This is a genomic window from Kosakonia sp., from assembly GCF_032052965.1.
Taxonomy (GTDB): domain Bacteria; phylum Pseudomonadota; class Gammaproteobacteria; order Enterobacterales; family Enterobacteriaceae; genus Kosakonia.
The window spans coordinates 19,275-40,524 of record NZ_DAMBVN010000019.1; the positions used below are offsets into that span (position 1 = coordinate 19,275).

14 protein-coding genes are annotated in these 21,250 nt (G+C 54.0%); 5 read left to right on the plus strand and 9 right to left on the minus strand.

The features are described 5' to 3' along the window. Positions 1–22 precede the first annotated feature (22 nt). The 7 genes from galU to RTX30_RS18780 all read right to left on the minus strand — a co-directional run bounded on the left by galU (position 23) and on the right by RTX30_RS18780 (position 11,195). A complete protein-coding gene (gene galU / locus RTX30_RS18750; protein WP_312691674.1) occupies positions 23–952 on the minus strand; it encodes a UTP--glucose-1-phosphate uridylyltransferase GalU in 930 nt (309 codons plus the stop codon). A 50-nt stretch (positions 953–1,002) separates the two neighbouring features. Further along, entirely contained in the window at positions 1,003–1,962 is a 960-nt protein-coding gene (locus tag RTX30_RS18755; RefSeq protein ID WP_312691675.1) for a sensor domain-containing diguanylate cyclase, read from the minus strand. Between the two features lie 46 nt (positions 1,963–2,008). Continuing rightward, positions 2,009–2,470 (minus strand): cellulose biosynthesis protein BcsD, encoded by a 462-nt coding sequence (gene bcsD / locus RTX30_RS18760; protein ID WP_312691676.1) that lies wholly within the window; start codon positions 2,468–2,470, stop codon positions 2,009–2,011. Between the two features lie 12 nt (positions 2,471–2,482). Next, positions 2,483–6,184: a cellulose synthase subunit BcsC-related outer membrane protein gene (locus RTX30_RS18765; protein ID WP_312691677.1), complete on the minus strand. Its 3,702-nt coding sequence runs from the start codon at positions 6,182–6,184 to the stop codon at positions 2,483–2,485. Beyond that, entirely contained in the window at positions 6,181–8,502 is a 2,322-nt protein-coding gene (gene bcsB / locus RTX30_RS18770; RefSeq protein ID WP_312691678.1) for a cellulose biosynthesis cyclic di-GMP-binding regulatory protein BcsB, read from the minus strand. The genes RTX30_RS18765 and bcsB overlap by 4 nt, the downstream gene beginning before the upstream one ends. Then, the gene (bcsA, locus tag RTX30_RS18775) at positions 8,492–10,609 is read right to left on the minus strand and encodes a UDP-forming cellulose synthase catalytic subunit (RefSeq protein WP_312691679.1); all 2,118 of its coding nucleotides are present in this window, start codon (positions 10,607–10,609) and stop codon (positions 8,492–8,494) included. The genes bcsB and bcsA overlap by 11 nt, the downstream gene beginning before the upstream one ends. A gap of 190 nt (positions 10,610–10,799) precedes the next feature. Further along, on the minus strand, positions 10,800–11,195 hold the full coding sequence (locus RTX30_RS18780) for a hypothetical protein (protein ID WP_312691680.1): 396 nt from the start codon (positions 11,193–11,195) through the stop codon (positions 10,800–10,802). Positions 11,196–11,761: 566 nt separating this feature from the next. On the opposite strand from RTX30_RS18780, the gene RTX30_RS18785 reads away from it, so the two are divergent. Both RTX30_RS18785 and RTX30_RS18790 read left to right on the plus strand, forming a co-directional pair. Beyond that, positions 11,762–13,411, plus strand: a complete 1,650-nt coding sequence (locus RTX30_RS18785) for an EAL domain-containing protein (RefSeq protein WP_312691681.1) — start codon at positions 11,762–11,764, stop codon at positions 13,409–13,411. Between the two features lie 1,001 nt (positions 13,412–14,412). Continuing rightward, positions 14,413–15,735 (plus strand): diguanylate cyclase, encoded by a 1,323-nt coding sequence (locus RTX30_RS18790; protein WP_312691682.1) that lies wholly within the window; start codon positions 14,413–14,415, stop codon positions 15,733–15,735. Between the two features lie 53 nt (positions 15,736–15,788). Here the strand turns inward: RTX30_RS18790 and RTX30_RS18795 are convergent, their stop codons facing one another. Together RTX30_RS18795 and RTX30_RS18800 are read right to left on the minus strand one after the other, a co-directional pair. After that, positions 15,789–16,934, minus strand: a complete 1,146-nt coding sequence (locus tag RTX30_RS18795; protein ID WP_312691683.1) for a PLP-dependent aspartate aminotransferase family protein — start codon at positions 16,932–16,934, stop codon at positions 15,789–15,791. Positions 16,935–16,944: 10 nt separating this feature from the next. Continuing rightward, entirely contained in the window at positions 16,945–18,315 is a 1,371-nt protein-coding gene (locus RTX30_RS18800; RefSeq protein ID WP_312691684.1) for a cystathionine beta-synthase, read from the minus strand. 395 nt (positions 18,316–18,710) lie between these two features. On the opposite strand from RTX30_RS18800, the gene RTX30_RS18805 reads away from it, so the two are divergent. From RTX30_RS18805 to RTX30_RS18815, 3 genes are read left to right on the plus strand one after another with little or no spacing between them, the layout of a single operon-like run. Further along, positions 18,711–19,733 carry an ATP-binding cassette domain-containing protein gene (locus RTX30_RS18805; protein WP_312691685.1) on the plus strand — a complete coding sequence of 341 codons (1,023 nt, stop codon included), beginning with the start codon at positions 18,711–18,713 and terminating at the stop codon, positions 19,731–19,733. Beyond that, the gene (locus RTX30_RS18810; RefSeq protein WP_312691686.1) at positions 19,726–20,394 is read left to right on the plus strand and encodes a methionine ABC transporter permease; all 669 of its coding nucleotides are present in this window, start codon (positions 19,726–19,728) and stop codon (positions 20,392–20,394) included. Before RTX30_RS18805 ends, RTX30_RS18810 begins: the two co-directional genes overlap by 8 nt. An 18-nt stretch (positions 20,395–20,412) precedes the next feature. Then, on the plus strand, positions 20,413–21,225 hold the full coding sequence (locus RTX30_RS18815) for a MetQ/NlpA family ABC transporter substrate-binding protein (protein WP_312691687.1): 813 nt from the start codon (positions 20,413–20,415) through the stop codon (positions 21,223–21,225). The last annotated feature ends 25 nt before the right edge of the window (positions 21,226–21,250 follow it).

Sequence of the window (21,250 nt, forward strand, 5' to 3'; positions counted from 1 at the left end):
CCCGGTAACACGTGCTCCGGCGTTACACCGCTTCGGCGATCCGGTCAACGACTTCCGCAACGGGCTTAAGCGCCAGTTCATGCTGCAGCCAGTGACGGAAAGCAGGACCGGTTGCGTTATGACGCAGGCCATACTCCACAAACGCTTTCATATAACCAATTTTGTCGCCGCAGTCGTGCGACTTACCGGTCAGGGCATAGGCTTCTACAGGCGCGCGTTCCAGCAGCATGGCAATTGCGTCGGTCAGTTGGATCTCGCCGCCTGCGCCGATAGGGGTTTTACGCAACAGGGGCCAAATCTCTTTCGACAATACGTAACGACCTACCACTGCCATATCAGACGGTGCTTCGTCGACTGGCGGTTTTTCTACCATGCCCTGCACCTGGCCGAAGCTGCCTTCGTTCAGGTTAATGCCGCCGCAGTCAACAACGCCGTAACGGGACACATCTTCATGCGCCACACGTTCAATCATCAGCTGGCTGGCGCCGGTAGTGGTGAAACGCTGGATCATCGCCGCCAGGTTATCTGTCGTAAGGTCGCTCTGGCTGTCGTCTATCAGCACATCCGGCAGAACAACAACAAAGTCGTTATCGCCAATCAGCGGTTCGGCGCACAATACCGCATGGCCAAGCCCCTTTGACTGGCCCTGACGCACATGCATGATGTTCATGCCGGCGGGGCAGATAGTGCGGACTTCTTCCAGAAGCTGGTTTTTCACACGTGATTCCAGCAACGACTCCAGTTCGAAAGAGGTATCGAAGTGGTTTTCGATCGCATTTTTCGATGAGTGAGTCACCAGAACAATTTCGCGGATCCCGCAAGCGTAGCACTCCTGCACGATATACTGGATAAGGGGTTTATCCACAATCGGCAACATCTCTTTGGGAATGGCCTTGGTGGCCGGGAGCATACGCGTACCGAGGCCAGCGACTGGGATTACAGCCTTTAACATATTTATTTCCTCTGGGAAAAAATCATTGCTGTTTGTAGTAATAAAAAATATCAACACACGACGGTGTTAATAATGCTACCAGGCTCATTAATGCCTGGAACCTGATAATTAATAAAATCGTCGCCGCCGCGTGCTTTAACCCGATAGAGGGCAGTATCGGCTGCTTTTAATATTGATGAAAAATTTGGTCCATGCTCAGGATAACTGGCAACGCCAATACTGACCGATAATTCCACGGTTTGTTGTAAGTATTGTAAATACATCGGCTGCCGCGTGGCTTCAACAATTAATTGTAATACGCCACGGCCAGTCGGTTCATCAACACCGTCGATATAGGTCAGTGCAAATTCATCACCGCCCAGCCGACCTAATAACGTACCGCGTGAAATACACTGTTTTACCCGACTGATAAAACAACGGAGTACTTCGTCGCCGGCGGCATGACCCAGTTCGTCATTAATGGTTTTAAAATTGTCGAGGTCGAGGATCGCCACCACAATTTGCGCGCCGCGCGCATTAGCCGCGCGGATCTTTTTGCGGCTGCGAATATAATAACCTTGGCGATTCAACGTCTTAGTTAACGCGTCGTTATGCGCGCGGAAATGCAATTTTTCACGTATGGTCATGTGTCGGGTAATATCAAACCCCAACAGAATAAATGCGAATATTTCACCGTTATCATCACGGCGCGGCAGCAATCTGGTGTCGAGCCATAACATCTCGCCGTTCTTTTTCTGCTGCGAAATTTCACCCTGCCAGTTATCACCGGTTTGTTGCGCGAGGCTAATGGCCGTGGTCAGTGAGATGGCGGTTGTTTCCTCTTCGGACTGAAAAAGGATCTGGCCAATCACCTCTTCACGGTTAAAACCGGTGAGTTGATAGAATAACTGGCTGGCATGAATAATTCGCCCGGACGTGTCGAGAACCAGTGAAACAAAGGCATTATCCTCCATATAGTTAACTTTTTCGATTTCCAGTTTCCTTCCTGAAACCACGATCTCATTAAACATTATGGTTACCTGATGATTGTTATATGGTGGAAATGCCCTTGCGAAATCATTCGCCAATGGCGTAACGGAAAATCAGCACATCTTCGGTCGCGTTGTCTTTCCAGCGTACCGGCACCTGGTTGCCCGCACCCTGTGAAACCAGCCACTGGGAATATGCGCCTTCCAGCACATACGCACTGGCGCGACGCCACGCCGCTTCGTCGCGGTATTCCGGCGCATGCGGCCAGGCGCAGTGCAGCAGGATCAGCTCACGCTGCGCGGGCGCCATTTTCACAAAACCCCAGTTAAACAGCTCAAGCACCCGGTTGATGCTGACTTCCAGTTCATTAACGGTTGCAGCGTTATCAATGGGATACCACTGGGCCATCATCTGACCAATGCGTCTCAGGGCGTCGGGATCTTTATCGCCGCGGCCTTCGGTATATTCACTGAAGAACAGATACACCAGATCGTGCCAGCCGGCCTGATAGTTGCGTTGTAAGTAAGTGTCCTGATTGCTAAACATCATGTATCCCACGGGTTATTTGTCTTGATCGACGTAATATTTGAAATAAACCAACGCTTTACCTTCGTTATAACTGCCGAAGGTGTCGTACCCCAGGTTGGCACCCAGCGCCAGCTTGTCGCTGAGGTGGTAACGTGCATCCACGCCCAGGGTGTAACCAATGCCGCTTTTCGATGTCGCTTTGTAGACGGCATCAACGTCATCATCGGCACTGGCATAACTGTTTAACTGCGATTGCAGACTGCTGTGGCCCGGGAAATAGTTACTCTTATCTTGTTTATAAGATTGGTAACCTACGGAGCCGCTTAACGTCATATCCCAGTCGTTGATTTTGCGCGTCAGAGACACCGGCAGCGAGACGGCCATAAAGTCCTGCGGGCTGAAATAGCCCCCCTGACCCACGGTGTAGTAGCTGAGGTTGCGGTCAAAATTCATATAATTGACGTTAACCCCGACCTTCATTTCGCTGTCGTTGGTATGCCACGGACGCAGGTAACTGCCCGCCAGCACATTGACGGAGTGGTTTGTTGGCACGTTCGTCCCCACCCAGGTATCAAAGCCCAGACGGGTATACAGGCCGATTAAGTCGTTATCCCACGCGTACTGCGCAGACACGCCGTTACGGGTGATCCCGCCCCAGCTTTCGCCGGTGCTTTTATCTTTCACCCCCACGTAAGAGAGCAGGCTATCGGTGACCGCGCGACGCTCCGCTTTTAGCGCCAGCGAACCGTGCTGCGTCAGTTTCGGATCCCACTCCACACCGCCTACCAGACGGGTAAATTCGCCGCCGGTTGGTGTGCTGCCAATATCCAGCTTATAACTTTCGCCGCTCAGGCTGAGGTTGGCGGCCACGCCATTGACCTGCTGGCTTCCCTGGCTGTCGGCATTGGTCGAGGTAGTGGTCGTGCTGGTGCTTGCCGAGGCTGCAGCCAGCTTAGCGGCATGATCCAGCGCCCCCGTACCAAAGCGGTTGGCCGACTCACCCGACGATTCACCCGCGTTCAGGGATGTCGGCGTTACGTTCAGGCTAAGGCGCGTGCTGTCACCCACCGCGCCGGACAGGATCAGCGGGGCCTGAACTTCATCTAACGCGCTCAGGCCCGCTTCGCCATCACGGCTACGCAGTGAAACGCCTGCGCTGGTCCAGGTGGCGCTTTTCTCTTGCAGGTCCTGCATCAGGGTGTTGATGCCGCTCATTGCCGTCTGTTGTGCCTGGCGGGTTGGCGATGGCAGCGACATCACGTCGCTTAGCTCATCACTGTCGTCGTCGCCGCCTTGTTGCAGACGCCACTGCGCGGTGCGTAGCAATGACAGGGCACGCTGGTTCTCTCCGTTGGCGGCCGCCACGCGCGCGGCCAGCAGCATATAATCGGCATCCTGACTCGGTTCCAGCGAGGCAAAGGCCCGGCGGGCATCATCACTATTGCCGCGGGCCAGCGACAGGTTGACGATGCCGGTCAATGCTTGCTTGTCGCGTGGGGATTTACGCAACACGTACTGATAAATTTCGCTGGCTTTGTCGTCCATATGATCGGCCTGATAGACGCGTGCCACCGCTAACAGCAGGTCGGTATTGGTGGGATTCGACTGCAGCTCCGGCATCAACAGATTCCATGCTTTTGCAATTTGCCCTTTTTCACGCAGACGATCGGCACGGGTGATCAGGCTCCCGGTGCGGATTGCATTCATCTCTTGCTGGCTGGCACCGTTTTGCAGCGCTGGCGCATTGAGAATACTTTCCGCTTCCGCGAACTGACCAGCCTGGTTGAGTACGCGAATTTGCCCGGCATAATCCACCACCGAGCCGTGCAGCCCCTGCGCCTGGTTGTCGCGCACCAGTTGCAACGCGCCTGCGCTGTCGCCACTCTGCATTAACATTTCGGCAAGGCGGCCCACGTCAACCGGCGAGGACGGCGGAGTACGTTTCAGTGCCTGTAAGGAGTTGCGTGCTGCGGTGGTGTTGCCCAGACGCAGATAATTGCGTGCAATATCCAGTTGCTGATTGATCTGCACACGCGTATTCAGCGCGGTCATATCAGCGCTAAAGCTGTTACGTGGAAGGCGGTTAAGCAGGCTTTGCGCCCGCGACCAGTCGCTGTCCTCCGCTGCGTAAACCGCCGCCGCGTAGAGGGCTTCTTTGTTGGCATCGCCGCGCGTTGCCACACCAGACATCAACGTGCTGGCTTGCTGCTTCTGCCCGGCCTTGCGCAATGCCCGAGCATAGTCGAGTTGCAGCCAGACGTTTTGCGGGTATTTCGCCGAGGCTGCCTGCAAAATCTGCATCGCGCGTGAGCTGTTACCGGCCTGCAAAGCTGCCTGTGCCGCTTTGCGATCGTTGTCGCCGTTGTCGCCGACCGAGGCGTAGCGGGTACGCAGGTTAGCTGGCAATGTCCGCAGCATGGCGTCGGCTTCTGCTTGTTTGTTTTGCTGCTTCAGTACCCACCATAAACCGGTGCGGATATCGGTATTCTGCGGGTGCTGCTCCAGCAGGCGGCGATATACCTCTTCGGACTGCGGCAGCTTGCCCTGGCGACGTAAAATATCGGCTCGCAGCATCTCCGCCGCTTGTTGCTGGCTGGCGTCATTGCTGGTGCTGCCATCAAGGCTGGCCAGCGCCTGCTCGTAGCTCCCTTTCTGGCTGAGACTTTTCGCCTGGTTGAGCGCGCTGTAGTAGCGCGCGTTGTCGGCATCTTTCGCCCACTGCAGGCTGTTCGGGTTATTGGTATCTTCCTGCGAGGCACGGCGCAGGTATTTTTCTGCATCGCCGAAATTATTCTGACGCAGCGCCACATAGCCCAAACCCGCCAACGCATTACCGTTATTGGCACGGTTTTGCAGCGCTTCAGCGAACTTATCTTTTGCGCCGCCCAGATCGCCGCCGTTTAAGGCATCAAACCCGGCTTTGGTGGCATCGCCTTCCACGCTCTTGCGGTAGTGATCCATCGGGGCGCTATCTTCCGGGTGGCGCTGTGCCCAGGCACTGTACGCCGGGAGATCGGAAGATTTCGCATCCAGCCAGAGCAACGCCTGCTGGAGCGCTTTGTCGGCTTCTTTATTATCTGCCGCCAGCGTCGTCAGCTGGTTGATCCCTTCCCGGCGGGTAGGTTCCTGGTAGGTCAACGCCATCGCCAGCGCCGTTTTGGTTGGCACGTCATCCGGCATGATGCTGGCACGCTGGCGCATAGCGGCCACCGCTTCTGACCATGTGGCGTTGTCGCCTGCCATGGTCTGGTAATACTCCAGCGCCACGTCGTCCGGCGGCGGGTTCCCATTAAATAGCGCGCGCCACGCGGCGATTGACTCTTTAATTTGCCCCCGACGCGCCAGTGAGCGCGCTGCGTTCATTTTGTCCTGCGGGATATTACGCAAGGTATTGGCGCTGGTAAGAGCCGAAAGACGCGGATCCTGCGGTGAAATCTCAACAATTTTTTTGCGCCAGACTTCAGACTGCTGAACGTTACCCTGTTGCAATTGATAGAGCGCCATCAGGTACATGGCGTCGATATTTTTCTCGTCGGCGGCCAGCACTTTTTGCAGGGCTTCCATCGCCATATCGTCGTGCGCTTTGCTGTGCCAGTAGCCAGCCTGCGCCAGCAGTTTTTTCACCGCCGCATCGTTGCCCGCCGCCTCGGCGTTGTCGGCAGCCACAGCCGGATGGCTGGCCCCTATCAGACACAGCAGATAAAAAGCGTGCGTTAACTGTTTACGCGTATTCATTTCTTCGTTTTATCCTGCAGGCGTTGTTGAGCATGGCGCGAAAGCGCCTTAAACAGCATTGGGCCGGAAACGGCAGCAATCAGGCAGGCAAGGATCACCAGCCAGAAGATGTGCTCGCTGGCAAACCACAACACGCGCAGATAACCTGGCAAATTACCGCTGACGAACTGCTCGCCAACACGCCAGCTGCGAACATCTCCCGCATTGCTCACGACGGTAAAATCACCGCCTACGGCAGACTGAAATGCCGCTTTGCTCATATCCGCAGGCAGTAACGCCAGTTGATGGTCATCCGTCGCGGTCGCCACCACCACAACACGTTGCGGGTTCCATGGTGAACGCATGCTCAACAGACCCCGCCACTGGTTGTTGTCACTCAGGTATTCCGCCGCATCCATATCGGTGCGCGGCGCGTCGCCGCTGAGCAGCGAAAGTACCCGGCTGACAGCACTGGTCGTGTTGACCTCAAGGTTGTTGCCATTGAGCATAAAGGCGCTGCCCTGCAATAGCGGGGCGAGTTGCTCATGGTTGCTAAGGCTGCCAATTGCCAGCACATCGCTGTCGCTCAATTGCTGTTGAGCGTCATCCTGGCCGGGCACGCCGGTATAGAGACGCAGATAGTTTGCGGTCACGCCTGTATCACGGCCCGACTGCGCCATCAAATTAAGCAGTACTGTTGCGTCTTCTACCGTCGGATGGGTGGGCATCAGCACTGTGGTGTGCGCAAGGTCGGCATGGCGTGTGAACGGGAACATGGCCCCGCTAAACCAGGCCAGGTTCGGCAGTTTGCCGTAGTGCCAGGCGCGGGTAAAATCCAGAGTCGAATCACCGTCAATGCGGCTCTGAATGTTTTCATCCGCCATTGCATTACAGGGCGCATTCTTCTGCGCTTTCAGACCGAACCAGAAACCCAACTGGTTGCTGCCGAGGATCGCGCGCGGATCGATATTCACCACTGCGCTTTGTTGGCGCTGCGATAATCCCAACATGGCCATTACCGGCGCGAAAATCCCTTCTTTGCTGACAGGCAGGCGTTTCAGGAACTCACCGTTAAGGCTGACATTCAGGAAGGAGTCCTGATCGTCAATCCAGTTTTTCTGTGCAAAGCTGTAGTTGAGATGCAGCGGAACGGCGGAGCCATCCCACATAAACAGATCCGGCGCGATGCGAAACGGCAAATGGTTCTCGCCGTGCCAGACACCGTGCGCTACCAACGCGCCATCATCGCCAACCAGCGAACGCACTGGCACCGGGCGGTCGGTGTTGATCCAACGCGGTGCATCGTATGCGGCGCGTTGTGCCATTTTCAGTGCCGGCACGTCCAGCGTGTCGCTGTCTGGCAGGGCAGGTTGCGTCAGCCGCCAGGCAGCCTGGCGCAGTTGCTGCTCGTTATGGCCACTGATGACCAGCAGTTTATAGGCCGGGTTCTGCGGGTTATCGATAACCTGCAGTGCCGCTCCGTTTGTTTGCGGGAGCGTGACGCCGCCGATGGTTTGCCCCGGTTTACCCACCAGAATGCCGTTGCCCGCAGGCAGCGCGTTGTACTGCACTTCAAAGCGAGCAGGGCGGCCATTGCTCAGCGTGCCAAATTGCGAGGCGACAATCGCCGAGGCGGTCATCACGTCGGCGTCCGGGCTATCCGGCCAGGCAATACTAACGGCCTGATCCTTGGTCTGTTTCACATCCAGGAATGGACGCGGGAAAGTACCCAGCGTTTTACGCACGTTCAGCCACAGTCCCTGGTAATTAAGGGACGATTCTGGCTGCAGTGTGACTTTGTAATCCGCAGGCAGAGTGCGCTGGCAGCTCCAGGCGTTATTAATGATGTCGTCGCCGGTTTTCAGCTGGAAGCTGAGATTGTTGCTGGAAGCGATCATCGACGCCGGCACATCCAGGTTCCAGTAACCTTTATCCTGTTGCAACTGATCCAGCGGGATCGCGCCCAGCGGCTGGCCGTTAAGCATCAATTGAAGGTTTTCACCGCTGACATCGCTGCGGTTCACTTCCACATTCAGGCTGATGTGGGCGTCGGTGATCACCAGATCGCCGGGCAAGTTAAATGACACGCCATTTTGCAACTGCATACCGGAGAGCGTCAGCCCGCCAGTGGCACCCATGTCGCCAAAGTTCAGGGTGCTGGCAATATTCTGGTTGCTGACGTTCATCGGCGTGGCCGGTTGCGGCTGGGAAGACGACGCGCCTTGCAGCGTCACCGGCAGCGGCAGTTCCGGCAGCGCGTCGCTGTCCGTCGTGGCAAAAACGGTGCTGCTGGCTGAGCACGCCAGTAGCGTGGCGAGTGCGATGGGGTTAAAGCGCATTGTTAACCTCTTTTTGTTTTTTCGCGACCGTGGCCATCTGGCTGTTAAACCCATTGGCGCGTTTCTTCGGGCCAAAAAACAGTTCATACACGCACTGCAAAATCCCCATAAACGAGGCCAGCGGACGATCCGGCGCATGCGGCGGACGGTACCAGGCATCGGCACGTGAAAGTACCACGCGCACCAGCTTGCGGCGCTCATTTAACGGCAGGGTGTCAAACTCAAGACGGATATCGCCCACGCCCATGCCAGCCGCGCTAATCGGCACATGGGCGATCTCGCTGCCCAGCCCGAGGTCGATTTGCACCGGTGTTTTACGGGTTAAATCTTCCCCTTTGACCAGCGCCACGCGTGCGCCACCCATCGAGATATCGAAGGTGCGGGTGTGCATTTGAGAGCCGTCGGAGAAGGTGACGGTTACCGGCAGACGGGCAAAAATACGAATGGTTTTGCGGATCTGTTTCGTCTCTTTCGCCACTGCAATTGATGCCAGCAGAATGATGGTACTGAAGGTGCCCCATGCGATATTGAACAGGATCACGCGTGGGTCGATCCCGGCATAGTCATGCATAAAGTAACGCACGCCGACCCAAATCATGCTGCCAACCATCAAAATGGTGGTGATGATCAGCGGGCGAACCGTCAGGGCATCAAAATAGTTTTTATCGGTCAGGTCGCCTTTGTCGGTAACGTTAAATTTCCCCAGACGCGGCGAAATCAGGCTTAACAGCGTTGGCAGGATCAAGTGGAACGCCATCACCGTTTCATAGATTTCACCCCAGAACGCATAGCGATAGCGCCCGGTAATGCGTGAGTTCACCATGGTGGAGAGGATCAGGTGCGGTAATACGTAGGCGAAAATCAGCGTCGCCGATGAGGAAATAATGTTGAGGTTAAACAACATAAAAACCAGCGGTGAGGTCAGGAAGACCACGCGCGGCAGGCCGTACTGGAAGTGCAGCATCGCATTGAGATAGCAGATGCGCTGCGTCAGTTTCAGGCCACGCCCCAGCATCGGGTTATCAATACGGAAGATCTGCGTCATACCACGCGCCCAACGAATACGCTGGTTAACATGCAGCGCCAGACGTTCTGTTGCCAGGCCTGCCGCCAGCGGAATATCAAGAAAGGCGGTGTTCCAGCCGCGACGCTGCAGTTTCAGCGCAGTGTGGGCATCTTCGGTAACGGTTTCGACGGCAAAGCCACCCACTTCGTTCAGCGCTGCGCGGCGAATAACGGCACATGAGCCACAGAAGAAGGTGGCGTTCCAGTTATCATTCCCCTGCTGCACCGGGCCGTAAAACAGCGCCCCTTCGTGCGGCACACGTTTTGCCGCGGTCAGGTTACGTTCGAACGGATCCTGGGAATAGAAGTGGTGCGGCGTCTGAATCAATGCCAGTTTTTCGTCACGGAAGAACTCACCAATGGTGGCCTGTAAGAAGACGCGAGTTGCTACATGGTCGCAGTCAAACACGCAAATCAGTTCACCCTGAGTGACGGTCATCGCATGGTTAAGATTGCCCGCCTTGGCGTGACTGTTATCCGGACGGGTGATATAACCCACCCCAGCTTCAGCCGCAAAATCGCGGAATTCATCGCGTTTGCCATCGTCAAGGATGTAGACTTTGACTTTGTCTTGCGGATATTCAATACACTGCGCAGCGAGCACAGTATCGCGAACAACTTCAAGACTTTCATTATAAGAAGGCACGTAAATATCGACCGTCGGCCAGGTTGATTTATCCTGCGGTAACGGCGCAATAGGGCGCTCTAATGGCCATGCCATTTGAATATAACCGAGTAGCAAAATCGTCCACGAATAAATTTCTGCAGCGAACAGTAAACTGCCGAGCAGCATTTCCAGCGTAGAGTCAAAATGCAGGGTGGTAGAGGCGCGCCACCAGATATATCGTGTTGACATCAGCACCGAAAGGGTGAGCATGGCCAGCACGGCTTTTTTGCTTTTTATCCGACCCAGAACAAAAACAGCAGCCACGACGCTAAGGCCGAACAGGTATTGTTTATCACTGCCCATCGGGGTGATGATCACCAGCAGGGATAATGATAGCAAGATTAGCGTGAATATAATTCCGATGATTTTTTTCATATTGGTATCATCTTGCACAGAAAAATAATAAAGGTACGCCGGCACAATTACGTTTCCGGTTACCTGTAAACTTCATGATTTATCCTGCCGGTTATACAAATAACCATAGCCAGACAACATCACCTGACAGCAGGTCATGAGAAATCGTGCTTATTATTGCCATGATTGGATTAGACATGGCTTAACGGTATTATTTGCCAATGACCGTAAATAACATATCCAGCCGCACCGGGTTACGCTCACGCGCCTCAAATTCCGCCGGACGGCTGATGGCAGCCACGCTTTCCATGATGGCGTTAGCGGGCGCGGGGGCGCTGAAGGCGTTCGGCGCAGCTACCGGTTTGCTTTTAGGCCACGAAATGGTATTCGTCGGCACACCCGCTGGCGCAGCAGCGTGGTTGATCTCTTTGCGGCTGGCTGCCGGGATTTCAGCGACGGTGGTTTCCTGCGGTTGATCGTTAACGTCGGATGCGACTGCCGTTGTGGTTACTGCTTGCATAGTTTCACCATCTTCTTCATTCATTTCCTGAAAAGAAACACCGGACATCTTCAGTTTTTCAGCCAAAGAACCTAAATCATCGTACATAGTATTTGCCTGACCCCGATGTGTTGAATACGAGCTATAATAAGCAAGATTAATTTCTCTATTTGCCGTGCTATAAAACTTAGCGCCCAAAGCAAATGCCTGATAGTCAATTGGAAATCTCAGATATCCGCTTTAATTGAGAATTTCCTTATATACTGTCGGTGGGGGGTAGCACAGGTCAAGTGAGGGTATCAATAAATTAGAATGCATTTATTATGCGCATCTATGAATACCTGGCTTATTTATTACTGTAAGCCAGAGCAAAGCCGCGAAAGACGTGGGGTGACGGGGAGCGAGAGGCGGAAATTATTGTAAAGATCATTGGTCAGACTTTTTATTAATAATTGACTGGCATCAATTCTTCACAATTTATTCATAATTTCCTGCTTTTTGTTCACTTTGTCTTTATCGGAAATTATTTTTTATTCTTTAGCGATAAATGAAAGTATATATATTGAGAGTGTCTATAAATCATCATTCTCAATTAATATAGCTGCTGTGTGATATTGAACCTGGTATTACTTTCAATTAGGATGTGTCCGAACACTTCTTTAAGAAAAACGATTATGCATTCTGAAAATGATATTTTCGGCTCTCAGAATATGCTCGCCGCACTCGAAAATGTTCACGATGCTGTCGTACTACTGGATAGTACGGAAACCGTGTTTTTTTTTAATCGCGCCGCTGAGAAATTATGGGGCTACCCGCGGATTTCGGTCCTCGGTTGTAAAGCGTCGACAATTCCCTTGTTTGGCGCTATCGATGTACTGTCTGGTAATGCAGAGAATGAACGGGCATTGACCGTCATTACGGCAACCGGCGAAGAAACTTCGCTGGCGGCGACCATCAGTTATGACAACCCGGTGGATTCAGGCGCACCTTGTCGAATTGTGGTGCACATTGACCAGGAGCGAGTGACTAAACTCTCAACCTTTGATCGGCTGACCGGGCTGCCGAACCGCAGCGCATTGCATCAGTATATCGAGCAAATGATGACCAACGAGGAGATTGCCCGTGCGGCATTTTTCTTCCTCGATCTGGATCATTTTAAAGACGTTAACGATGCACTCGGCTACGCCGCCGGGGATAACGTGCTGGTGGCCATTGCGGAGAGACTCAGAAGTGAGTTTTCCCGGCAGGGGTTTGTCAGCCACGCGGACAGCGATGCGTTTGTGCTGGTGATCCCGGATTGCGACAGCAGCCGTGCCACCAGTATTGCGCAGAAGATCCAGGCCCTGTTCCGCATGCCGTTCAAAATTGCCGACCTGGCGCTGAATGTGACGGTCAGTACCGGCATTAGCCTTTATCCCGATCACGGTGTTTCCCGCGATGGCCTGCTGAAGCATGCGAACCACGCCTCGCACCTGGCGAAAGCGGCGGCTTCCGGGGGATATCTGTTCTTTAGCCCTGAAATGAACCAGGTCGATCAGGAACGGTTAAAGCTGGCGGCGGCGCTGAAACTGGCGATTGCCAGCAATCTGCTGCATTTGCATTACCAACCGCAAGTTTGGCTGAAAAATGGCGAGCTTTATGGCGTAGAAGCGCTGGCACGCTGGACGGACCCGGTACTTGGCGATATTCCCCCAGGAAAATTTATCGCCCTGGCCGAAGAGACTGGCGAGATCGAGGCCATTGGCCGCTGGACACTCCATGAAGCTTGCCGCCAGATGGCGGAGTGGCGCAATAACGGCATTGATGTGCCGGTTGTGTCGGTCAATCTGTCGCCAATCAACTTCTATAACAGCAGTCTGCCTAACTACATTTCTTATTTATTACGGCAGTACCGCATTCCGGCCAGTTGCCTGACCATTGAGATCACCGAAGGGGTGATGATGGACAAGCGCCCGGAAACAATGGAAGTGATTTGCGCGGTTCGCGAGTTGGGGGTGGGCCTGTCGATGGATGATTTCGGTACGGGTTTCTCTTGCCTGTCGCGTCTGGCGCACCTGCCAATGACCGAACTGAAAATCGATCAGAGCTTTATGCGCGACCTGAGCGAAGGCAGCAAAATGAAAGCCATTGCCACGACGGTGGTAAAAATCGGTCAAAGCCTGCACCAGACAGTGGTGGCCGAAGGGGTCGAAACCGAACAGCAGCGTAACCAGTTACGCGATCTGCAATGTGATATAGCGCAGGGATATCTTTATTCACGCGCGCTCACAGCGGCGGCGCTGGCGGGGTGGCTGCAAAGTCGACCACAAAGCGAAATGATTTAATCAAAGAGTGAGTTTGCACGGTAGCAGTGGCCAGGCTTGAAAGGATTATCAGGCCGGAATAACCCCCGGTGCGCGTCCAGTGCCGGGGATTATTTTCATCCCCTCGAGTTTTTCCCGTCTATATATTTTCTGTTTGTTGCAGAATTAACTAAAAAACTTCAAAACGACAAGTAATAAACAAAATCCCAGCATTCCCCATGACATATGTCGATGCGCCTGTCGCGCAGGGTTTACGCTGGTTGTTTTATTTTTGTTGTTTTCAATATTCATATTTCATATTACCCGGAATTGATGACAATCCACGCCAGGCCTTGCGGTACGGGCGCATTACAGGGACGGTTGCATGCAGAGCAAGCCGCCGCAGCAGGTGCGATCAGCCTTTATTTTTTCTTTTATAGATGCTTTTAATTAATCCGCTTTTATATATAGCTGAGTTGCGATGATTACCTTTTTATTCTTATTCGTGGGCAACATGTTAAGCGAATTAAATTTATATTACCGTGAAAAAAATAAAAATCCATGCGGAAATTTGCGTTTGGGACAATAATTTTATTAAGATAGGTGAGGTCTATAATTCCAGGTTTTCGGCGGCTGAGAACAAATAAATAACGGTGATTTACTGTTGCCAGCCTGAAAAACGACGCTTGTGTGAACAGGTCGTCAAATCGTCTGAAAGGATAACGAAAAAGCCTGACGTATTGTCACGCGCCAGGGCTATTATTACCTCTCGTAATGGATGGGGGCGCGTACAGACCATTATCGCGCGGCGCGATCGGCGAAGCATTTCACAATGATCGCGCAAAATAAGTGCAAATCTGATTCACTTTCACCGGGTTAGCCTGCAGTTTAGGCATGACGCATAGTTATTTATGTGGTGAATTGTTTGCGACTGAAGGTCATTCTGGCAAGGAGTGCGGCTTTAGCAGTTGCTGGCATTTTTCGCTTTCACTACGTCACCAGGCCGTTGTTAAGCGCATAGCGGGTCATGCGGAACAAAAATCATGAGTGAAAAAAAACGTACAGACCACCGGGATGAAGATGCTGAACATCTCTTTGAATTACTTAATAATAATTCTGACTGGGTATGGGAAGTCGACGCGCAGGGGCGTTATACCTGGTCATCTGATGTTGTCACAGAGTTGCTGGGCGTGTCGCCTGAAGAGGTGATCGGCAAAACGCCTTTTGATTTTATGCCGCCTGGCGAAGCCGAACGGGTGGCTGGCGCTTTCGGCGCCATCGTGGCGGAAAAACGCGCCTTCTCCGGGCTCGTTAACCGCAATCAGCGCAGGGATGGCACCATCGTGGTGCTCGAAACCAGCGGGGTCCCCCTTTTTGACGCGCAGGGTGAACTTCGGGGCTATCGTGGAATCGATCGCAACATCTCCTATCTGGGGGAACGTGTACTGCAGCTGGAAACCATCTATGAAACCACGCCGGTTGCACTTTGTATGATTGACCGCCAGGGGAGGCTGGTGATGTCGAACAAAGCGATGGCAAAACTGCTGGGCGAGCGGGGAACGCAGGGGAGCGACATCTTTTTTCAGCGCTTAATGCCGGACTACTGGCATTTTTTTCGTACTGATTTTGAACTGGCAGACAACGGCGAAGCGCTGCCCTCGCGAGAACTGGGCTGGTTCGACCGCTGCTACGACATTCAGTCGGTACCGGTGCATGACGCGATGGGGAATGTGATTGGCCTGTCGGTCACCTGGGTTGATATTACTGAACGCCGCCATGCGGAGCAGAAACTGGCCAGCGCGAACAAAGTCCTGCAACAGTACGCCCAGCACGACCACCTGACCGGGTTGTTCAATCGTCGTTATATGGATGAGTGTCTGGTGGCCGAAATCACGCGCGCCATTCAGGAGAATTTCCCGTTGTCGGTCTGCCTGGCTGACATTGATTACTTTAAAAACTACAACGATACCCAGGGGCACCAGGCGGGAGATGATTGCCTGCGCATCGTTGCCAAAACGCTGGCATCTGCACGCCTGCGCAGTGGCGATAATGTCAGCCGTTACGGTGGTGAAGAATTTCTGATCATCCTGCCTGGCACCGATCTGGCTCAGGCGCTGGGCGTGGCTGAAGTCGTCAGAAGCAATATTAATGCACTCCAGCTACCGCACGACGCCAGCCCGACCGGTTTTCTGACCATCAGTATTGGCGTGGCGACACTGCATGGTGACTATGCCCGCGATGATGACAAACCGCTGCATATGATTGCCAGCGGTCTGATCCACCGGGCGGATACCGCGCTTTATGCGGCAAAGAAACAGGGGCGTAACCAGGTGGTTTCCGCGCGGGATGTGCATACCGTCCCCTGAAAGCATGGCGTTACCCGCAGTGCCTGCGAACGGTGCAGGCGCTGCGGGGTGCATCAATATGCCAGAGCTTGTTGCCAGTCGGCTATCAGATCCTTTTCATCCTCAATGCCCACCGACAGGCGGATGAGCTGCGGTGTAATACCGTTAGCCAGCCGCTGTTCCAGCGGAATAGAGGCATGCGTCATGCTGAAAGGCTGGCTGACCAGGCTTTCAATCCCGCCCAGACTTTCCGCCAGCGTAAATAACTTCAACGCATGAATAATTGCCGCAGCGCGTGCATCGTCGCCTTTGATGACCACCGAGATCATGCCCCCTGGTAGCGCCATCTGCTTGCGCGCCAGGTGATATTGCGGGTGTGACTCCAGCCACGGAAACCAGACTTTCTCGACCTGCGGTTGCTGCTCCAGCCAGCGTGCCAGCGCCAGCGCATTGCTGCTATGGCGCTCAATGCGCAGCGCCAACGTGCGGATGCCGCGTAAGGTCAGGAAACTGCTAAAGGGATCAAGCACTCCGCCGATGGCGTTTTGCAGATAACCGAGTTTCTCTGCCAGTGGCGGGTTATCGCCCACCACGGCCAGACCGGCGACCACATCGGAGTGACCGTTTAAATATTTGGTGGCAGAGTGCACCACAATATCAAAGCCGAGTTCCAGCGGGCGATGGATCACGGGGGAGGCAAAAGTATTGTCCGCCACGCTGAGCACATTGTGGCGTTTGGCAATCGCGGCAATCGCCTGCAGATCTGCCAGTTTCAGCAGCGGGTTCGTCGGGGTTTCCACCCAAATCATGCGCGTTTCCGGTCGGATAGCGGCTTCCAGCCCGGCAAGATCGTCCGGTTTCACCCAGCTAACCTGTAGACCGGCACTATGACGACGGACATTTTCCAGCAGACGATAGGTGCCGCCGTAGACATCATCGATTGCCACCAGGTGGCTGTCTTTATCCAGCAGCTCAAGCACTGTTGAAATACTGGCAAGACCGGATGCAAACGCAAAACCGCGAGTGCCGCCTTCCAGTTCGGCGATGGCTGTTTCCAGTGCGTGGCGGGTAGGATTGCCGCTGCGCGAATATTCATAGCCCGTGTGCTGCCCCGGCGCGGGCTGCGCAAAGGTGGAGGTGGCGTAAATGGGCGGCATAACCGCGCCATGTTGATCGTGGAAGGTGCCGCTGTGGACGCTTTCGGTTGCCAGTGTTTTCATTTTATTTCCTTTATTGTTCAAGACGGTTGCGCCAGGTCGTCAGTACATCGCTGCGGGTGACGAGGCCGACAAAGCGGCCCTGGTCAGCGATGACCGCCACCAGACCACGATCAAAAATGGCGTACAGCGTGCTTTCCGGCGCGTGCTTATCGAGGATTTCTACATTACGGGTCATGGCCGCTTTTACCGGCAGAGCAAACCGTGCGCTGTCGCCCCGGACATGGCTTATCAGATCCCACTCATCGACAATGCCGACCACTTTGCCATTGTCCAGCACCGGTAGTTGCGAGATGTCATACAGACGCATACGCGCCAGTACTGCCGCAAGGCTGTCTTCCGGGGCGGCGGTAACGGTCGCGCCTTCATCGTGGCGCAGGGCGATAAAATCAGTGAGATCGCCTTGCGTTTGTCGCGTTAACAGACCCTGCTGGCGCATCCAGTCATCGTTAAACATTTTCGACAGGTATTTATTGCCGCTATCGCAGGCAAACGTGACCACCCGTTTGGCCGTTGTTTGCGCCTGGCAGTAACGCAGCGCGGCGCTCAGCAGCGTGCCGGTGGAGGAACCCGCAAGGATCCCTTCCTGCTGCAGCAGTTCCCGCGCGGTGGCAAAGGCGTCGCGATCGCTGACGCGAAAGGCCTGGCGCACGCCGTCGAGATGCGCGAGCGGCGGAATAAAATCTTCGCCGATGCCTTCGACCAGCCAGCTGCCGGGTTCGTTGTAATGGCCGTTTTCAACCTGATCGGCAAGGATCGATCCTGCCGGATCCGCCAGCACGAATTCGGTATGGGGGGAGTGTTCGGCGAACCAGGCTTGCAAACCGCCCAGTGTGCCGCCGGAACCCACACCCACCACGATGGCGTCAATTTTGCCGTCGAGCTGGCGGAAAATTTCCGGTGCGGTAGTGGTGGTGTGCGCCAGCGGATTGGCGTCATTGTTGAACTGGTCGATGTAAAATGCGCCGGGGATCTCCTGCGCGAGGCGGCGGGCATAATCCTGATAATAGGCCGGATGGCCTTTGTTCACATCAGAGCGGGTGAGTATCACTTTCGCCCCTAATGCACGCAGGTGGAAGATCTTTTCGCGGCTCATTTTGTCTGGCACCACCAGTATCAGCGAGTACCCTTTTTGCGCAGCAATTAACGCCAGACCAAGCCCGGTATTGCCCGCCGTGGCTTCAATAATGGTGCCGCCGGCGCGCAGCAAACCTGTGCGTTCGGCTTCGGTAATCATCGACAGCGCTACCCGGTCTTTTATCGACCCGCCGGGGTTCTGGTTCTCCAGTTTAAGGAATAATTCACACGGCCCGCTGTTCAGTTTATGTAACTGCAGCAGAGGCGTCTGGCCGATCAATTCGGTTACTGAATGGAAGACTGACATTGTGTTTTCACCCGTAAACAATCGTGATGAGCGGATGATAGGTCTGTCATTTTTCGCTTTTAAAGAATGTTTATTTGGTCTTTAGAACGAACAGAAATATAAAGCTCTGTTTAGCCATCAGGAAGGAGAGCCATATAGTCGTCCAGATGTGTCGATAGCCAAAAAAGGTCTTTTTTGCGCTGATTTGCAGCGAATTTCCTGCCTTCGCACCTGGTGTTATGCGTTTTAAGGGAATGCAATGCGAAATAAATCCTTACGGGTTAAAGCCGTGTTTCGCCGGGGTTAGCGTGTTTGGTTATAAGTAATGTCCATTTGGTTATTTGAAATATAATTACGGCTGATTATTATCTTCTGGACATCCATACTGCTAAACCGCCAAACGGAAACACCAACGCATGATCGTTCTGAGGAATATCTCCAGGATTTTCGACCAGGGAAAGGCATCGATTACCGCCGTCGACAACGTCAATCTGACGGTTGAGCAGGGGCAAATTTACGGAATTATCGGCTACAGCGGCGCCGGAAAAAGTACGCTGATCCGCTTGCTGAACGGCCTGGAAAAGCCAACGTCTGGCAGCGTGGTGATCAACGGTCAGGATATTGGTGCCGCACGCGGTGAAGCGCTGCGCCGCGCACGCCTGAAAATCAGCATGGTGTTTCAGCATTTCAATTTGCTGTGGTCGCGTACCGTGCGCGAAAACATCGCTTTCTCAATGCAGATTGCCGGCGCGCCAAAGGCCAAAATTAACGCCCGCGTGGCGGAACTGATTGAGCTGGTGGGGCTGAAAGGCCGTGAAAATGCGTACCCGTCACAACTCAGCGGCGGCCAGAAACAGCGGGTGGGCATTGCCCGTGCGCTGGCCAATAACCCGGACGTGCTGCTGTGTGATGAAGCAACTTCCGCGCTGGATCCGCAGACGACCGATCAAATTCTTGAGCTGCTGCTGGATATTAATCGTCGCTTCAAACTGACCATTGTGTTGATCACGCATGAGATGCATGTGGTGCGCAAGATTTGCGATCGCGTGGCGGTGATGGAGAACGGGCAGGTGGTCGAAGAGGGCGATGTGTTAAGCGTTTTTACCCATCCGCAAAAACCCATTACCCAGCAGTTTGTGCGTCAGGTGAGTCAGTATAAAGAAGAAGAGACATTCAATCCGGAACTGAACCGCGAGCTGGAGGGAACAGTCATTAAGCTGACGTTTACCGGGCACAATACGCATCAGCCGATTGTTGGCGAACTGACCCTGCGCTACGGTCTGCCGTTTAATATTCTGCACGGCAAAATGTCGCAAACGGCGCACGGTGTTTTCGGGCAATTATGGGTGAACGTGAAAGCGACCCCGGAGCAACTGAATAATATCCTCGCGGACTTAAGCAAGACGGATATTGAAAGCGAGGTCGTTACCCATGGCTGAATCATTTTTTCCGCATCTGAAATGGGCCCAACTCTGGGCGGCCACGCAGGAGACACTGTATATGACGGCGCTGTCCGGCGCGGCGACCTTTGTGCTGGGCATCCTGTTGGGACTGGCGCTGTTTCTGACGGCACGCGGCGGGTTGTTCCAGAACCGCGTGCTCTATAGCGTGATTTCGATTGTGGTGAACATTTTTCGCTCGATCCCGTTCATCATTTTGATTGTGTTATTGATCCCTTTTACCAAAACCCTGGTGGGCACCATTCTCGGTGCGAACGCCGCGTTACCTGCGTTGATTGTTGGTGCGGCGCCATTTTATGCGCGCCTGGTCGAGATTGCGCTACGCGAAGTGGATAAAGGGGTGATTGAGGCGACCCGCGCGATGGGGGCCCGTCTTAGCACACTGGTTTTTCGGGTGCTGCTGCCCGAATCATCACCTGCGCTGGTGTCCGGTATTACCGTGACGCTGATTGCGTTGGTGAGCTACAGCGCCATGGCCGGGGTCATCGGCGCGGGCGGTCTGGGCAACCTTGCTTATCTGGAAGGATTCCAGCGGAACCACAACGACGTCACGCTGGTGGCGACGGTGACGATCCTTATCATCGTCTTCATCATCCAGTTCTGCGGCGACGTGCTGACTTCTCTGTTAGATAAACGATAATTATTGGAAACCACCATCATGAAAAAGACACTGACACTGATTGCCGCAGCCACCCTGAGCGTTCTGAGCCTCTCCTCCTGGGCGGACACGCTGACTGTGGGCGCATCCAATGTGCCGCACGCTGAAATTCTTGAGCAGGCGAAACCCATTCTGGCAAAACAGGGTATCGATCTGGAAATCAAACCGTTCCAGGACTACATCCTGCCGAACACAGCGCTGGCAAGCCGGGAGCTGGATGCCAACTACTTCCAGCACATTCCGTACCTGAACAGCGTTATCAAAGATCATGCGGGCGACAAAACCTATGACTTTGTCAGTGCGGGTGCCATTCATATTGAGCCAATCGGCATTTACTCTAAGAAATACAAATCGCTTAAAGAACTGCCAGAAGGCGGCAAAATCATTATGCGCGATGCGGTTTCGGAAGAGGGGCGCATTCTCTCTATCTTCGAGAAAGAAGGGGTGATCAAGCTGAAACCGGGGATTGATAAAGTCACTGCGCGTATTGACGATATCGTGGAGAACCCGAAAAAGCTTAAATTCCTGCCGAACGTCGAAGCAGCACTGCTGCCGCAAATGTACAACAATGATGAAGGCGATGCTGTCGTCATCAACGCCAACTACGCTATTGATGCGGGTCTGGATCCGGTACACGATCCTATCGCGGTAGAAAGCGGTGAGAACAACCCGTATGCCAACATCATTACCGTGCACCGTGGTGACGAGAAGAAAAAAGATATCGTCGCGCTGGTGAACGTACTGCACTCTAAAGCGATCCAGGACTGGATCCGCACGAAATATAAAGGTGCAGTGATCCCGGTGAATAACTGATTTGCCTTTTCGCGCGGTCATTTCT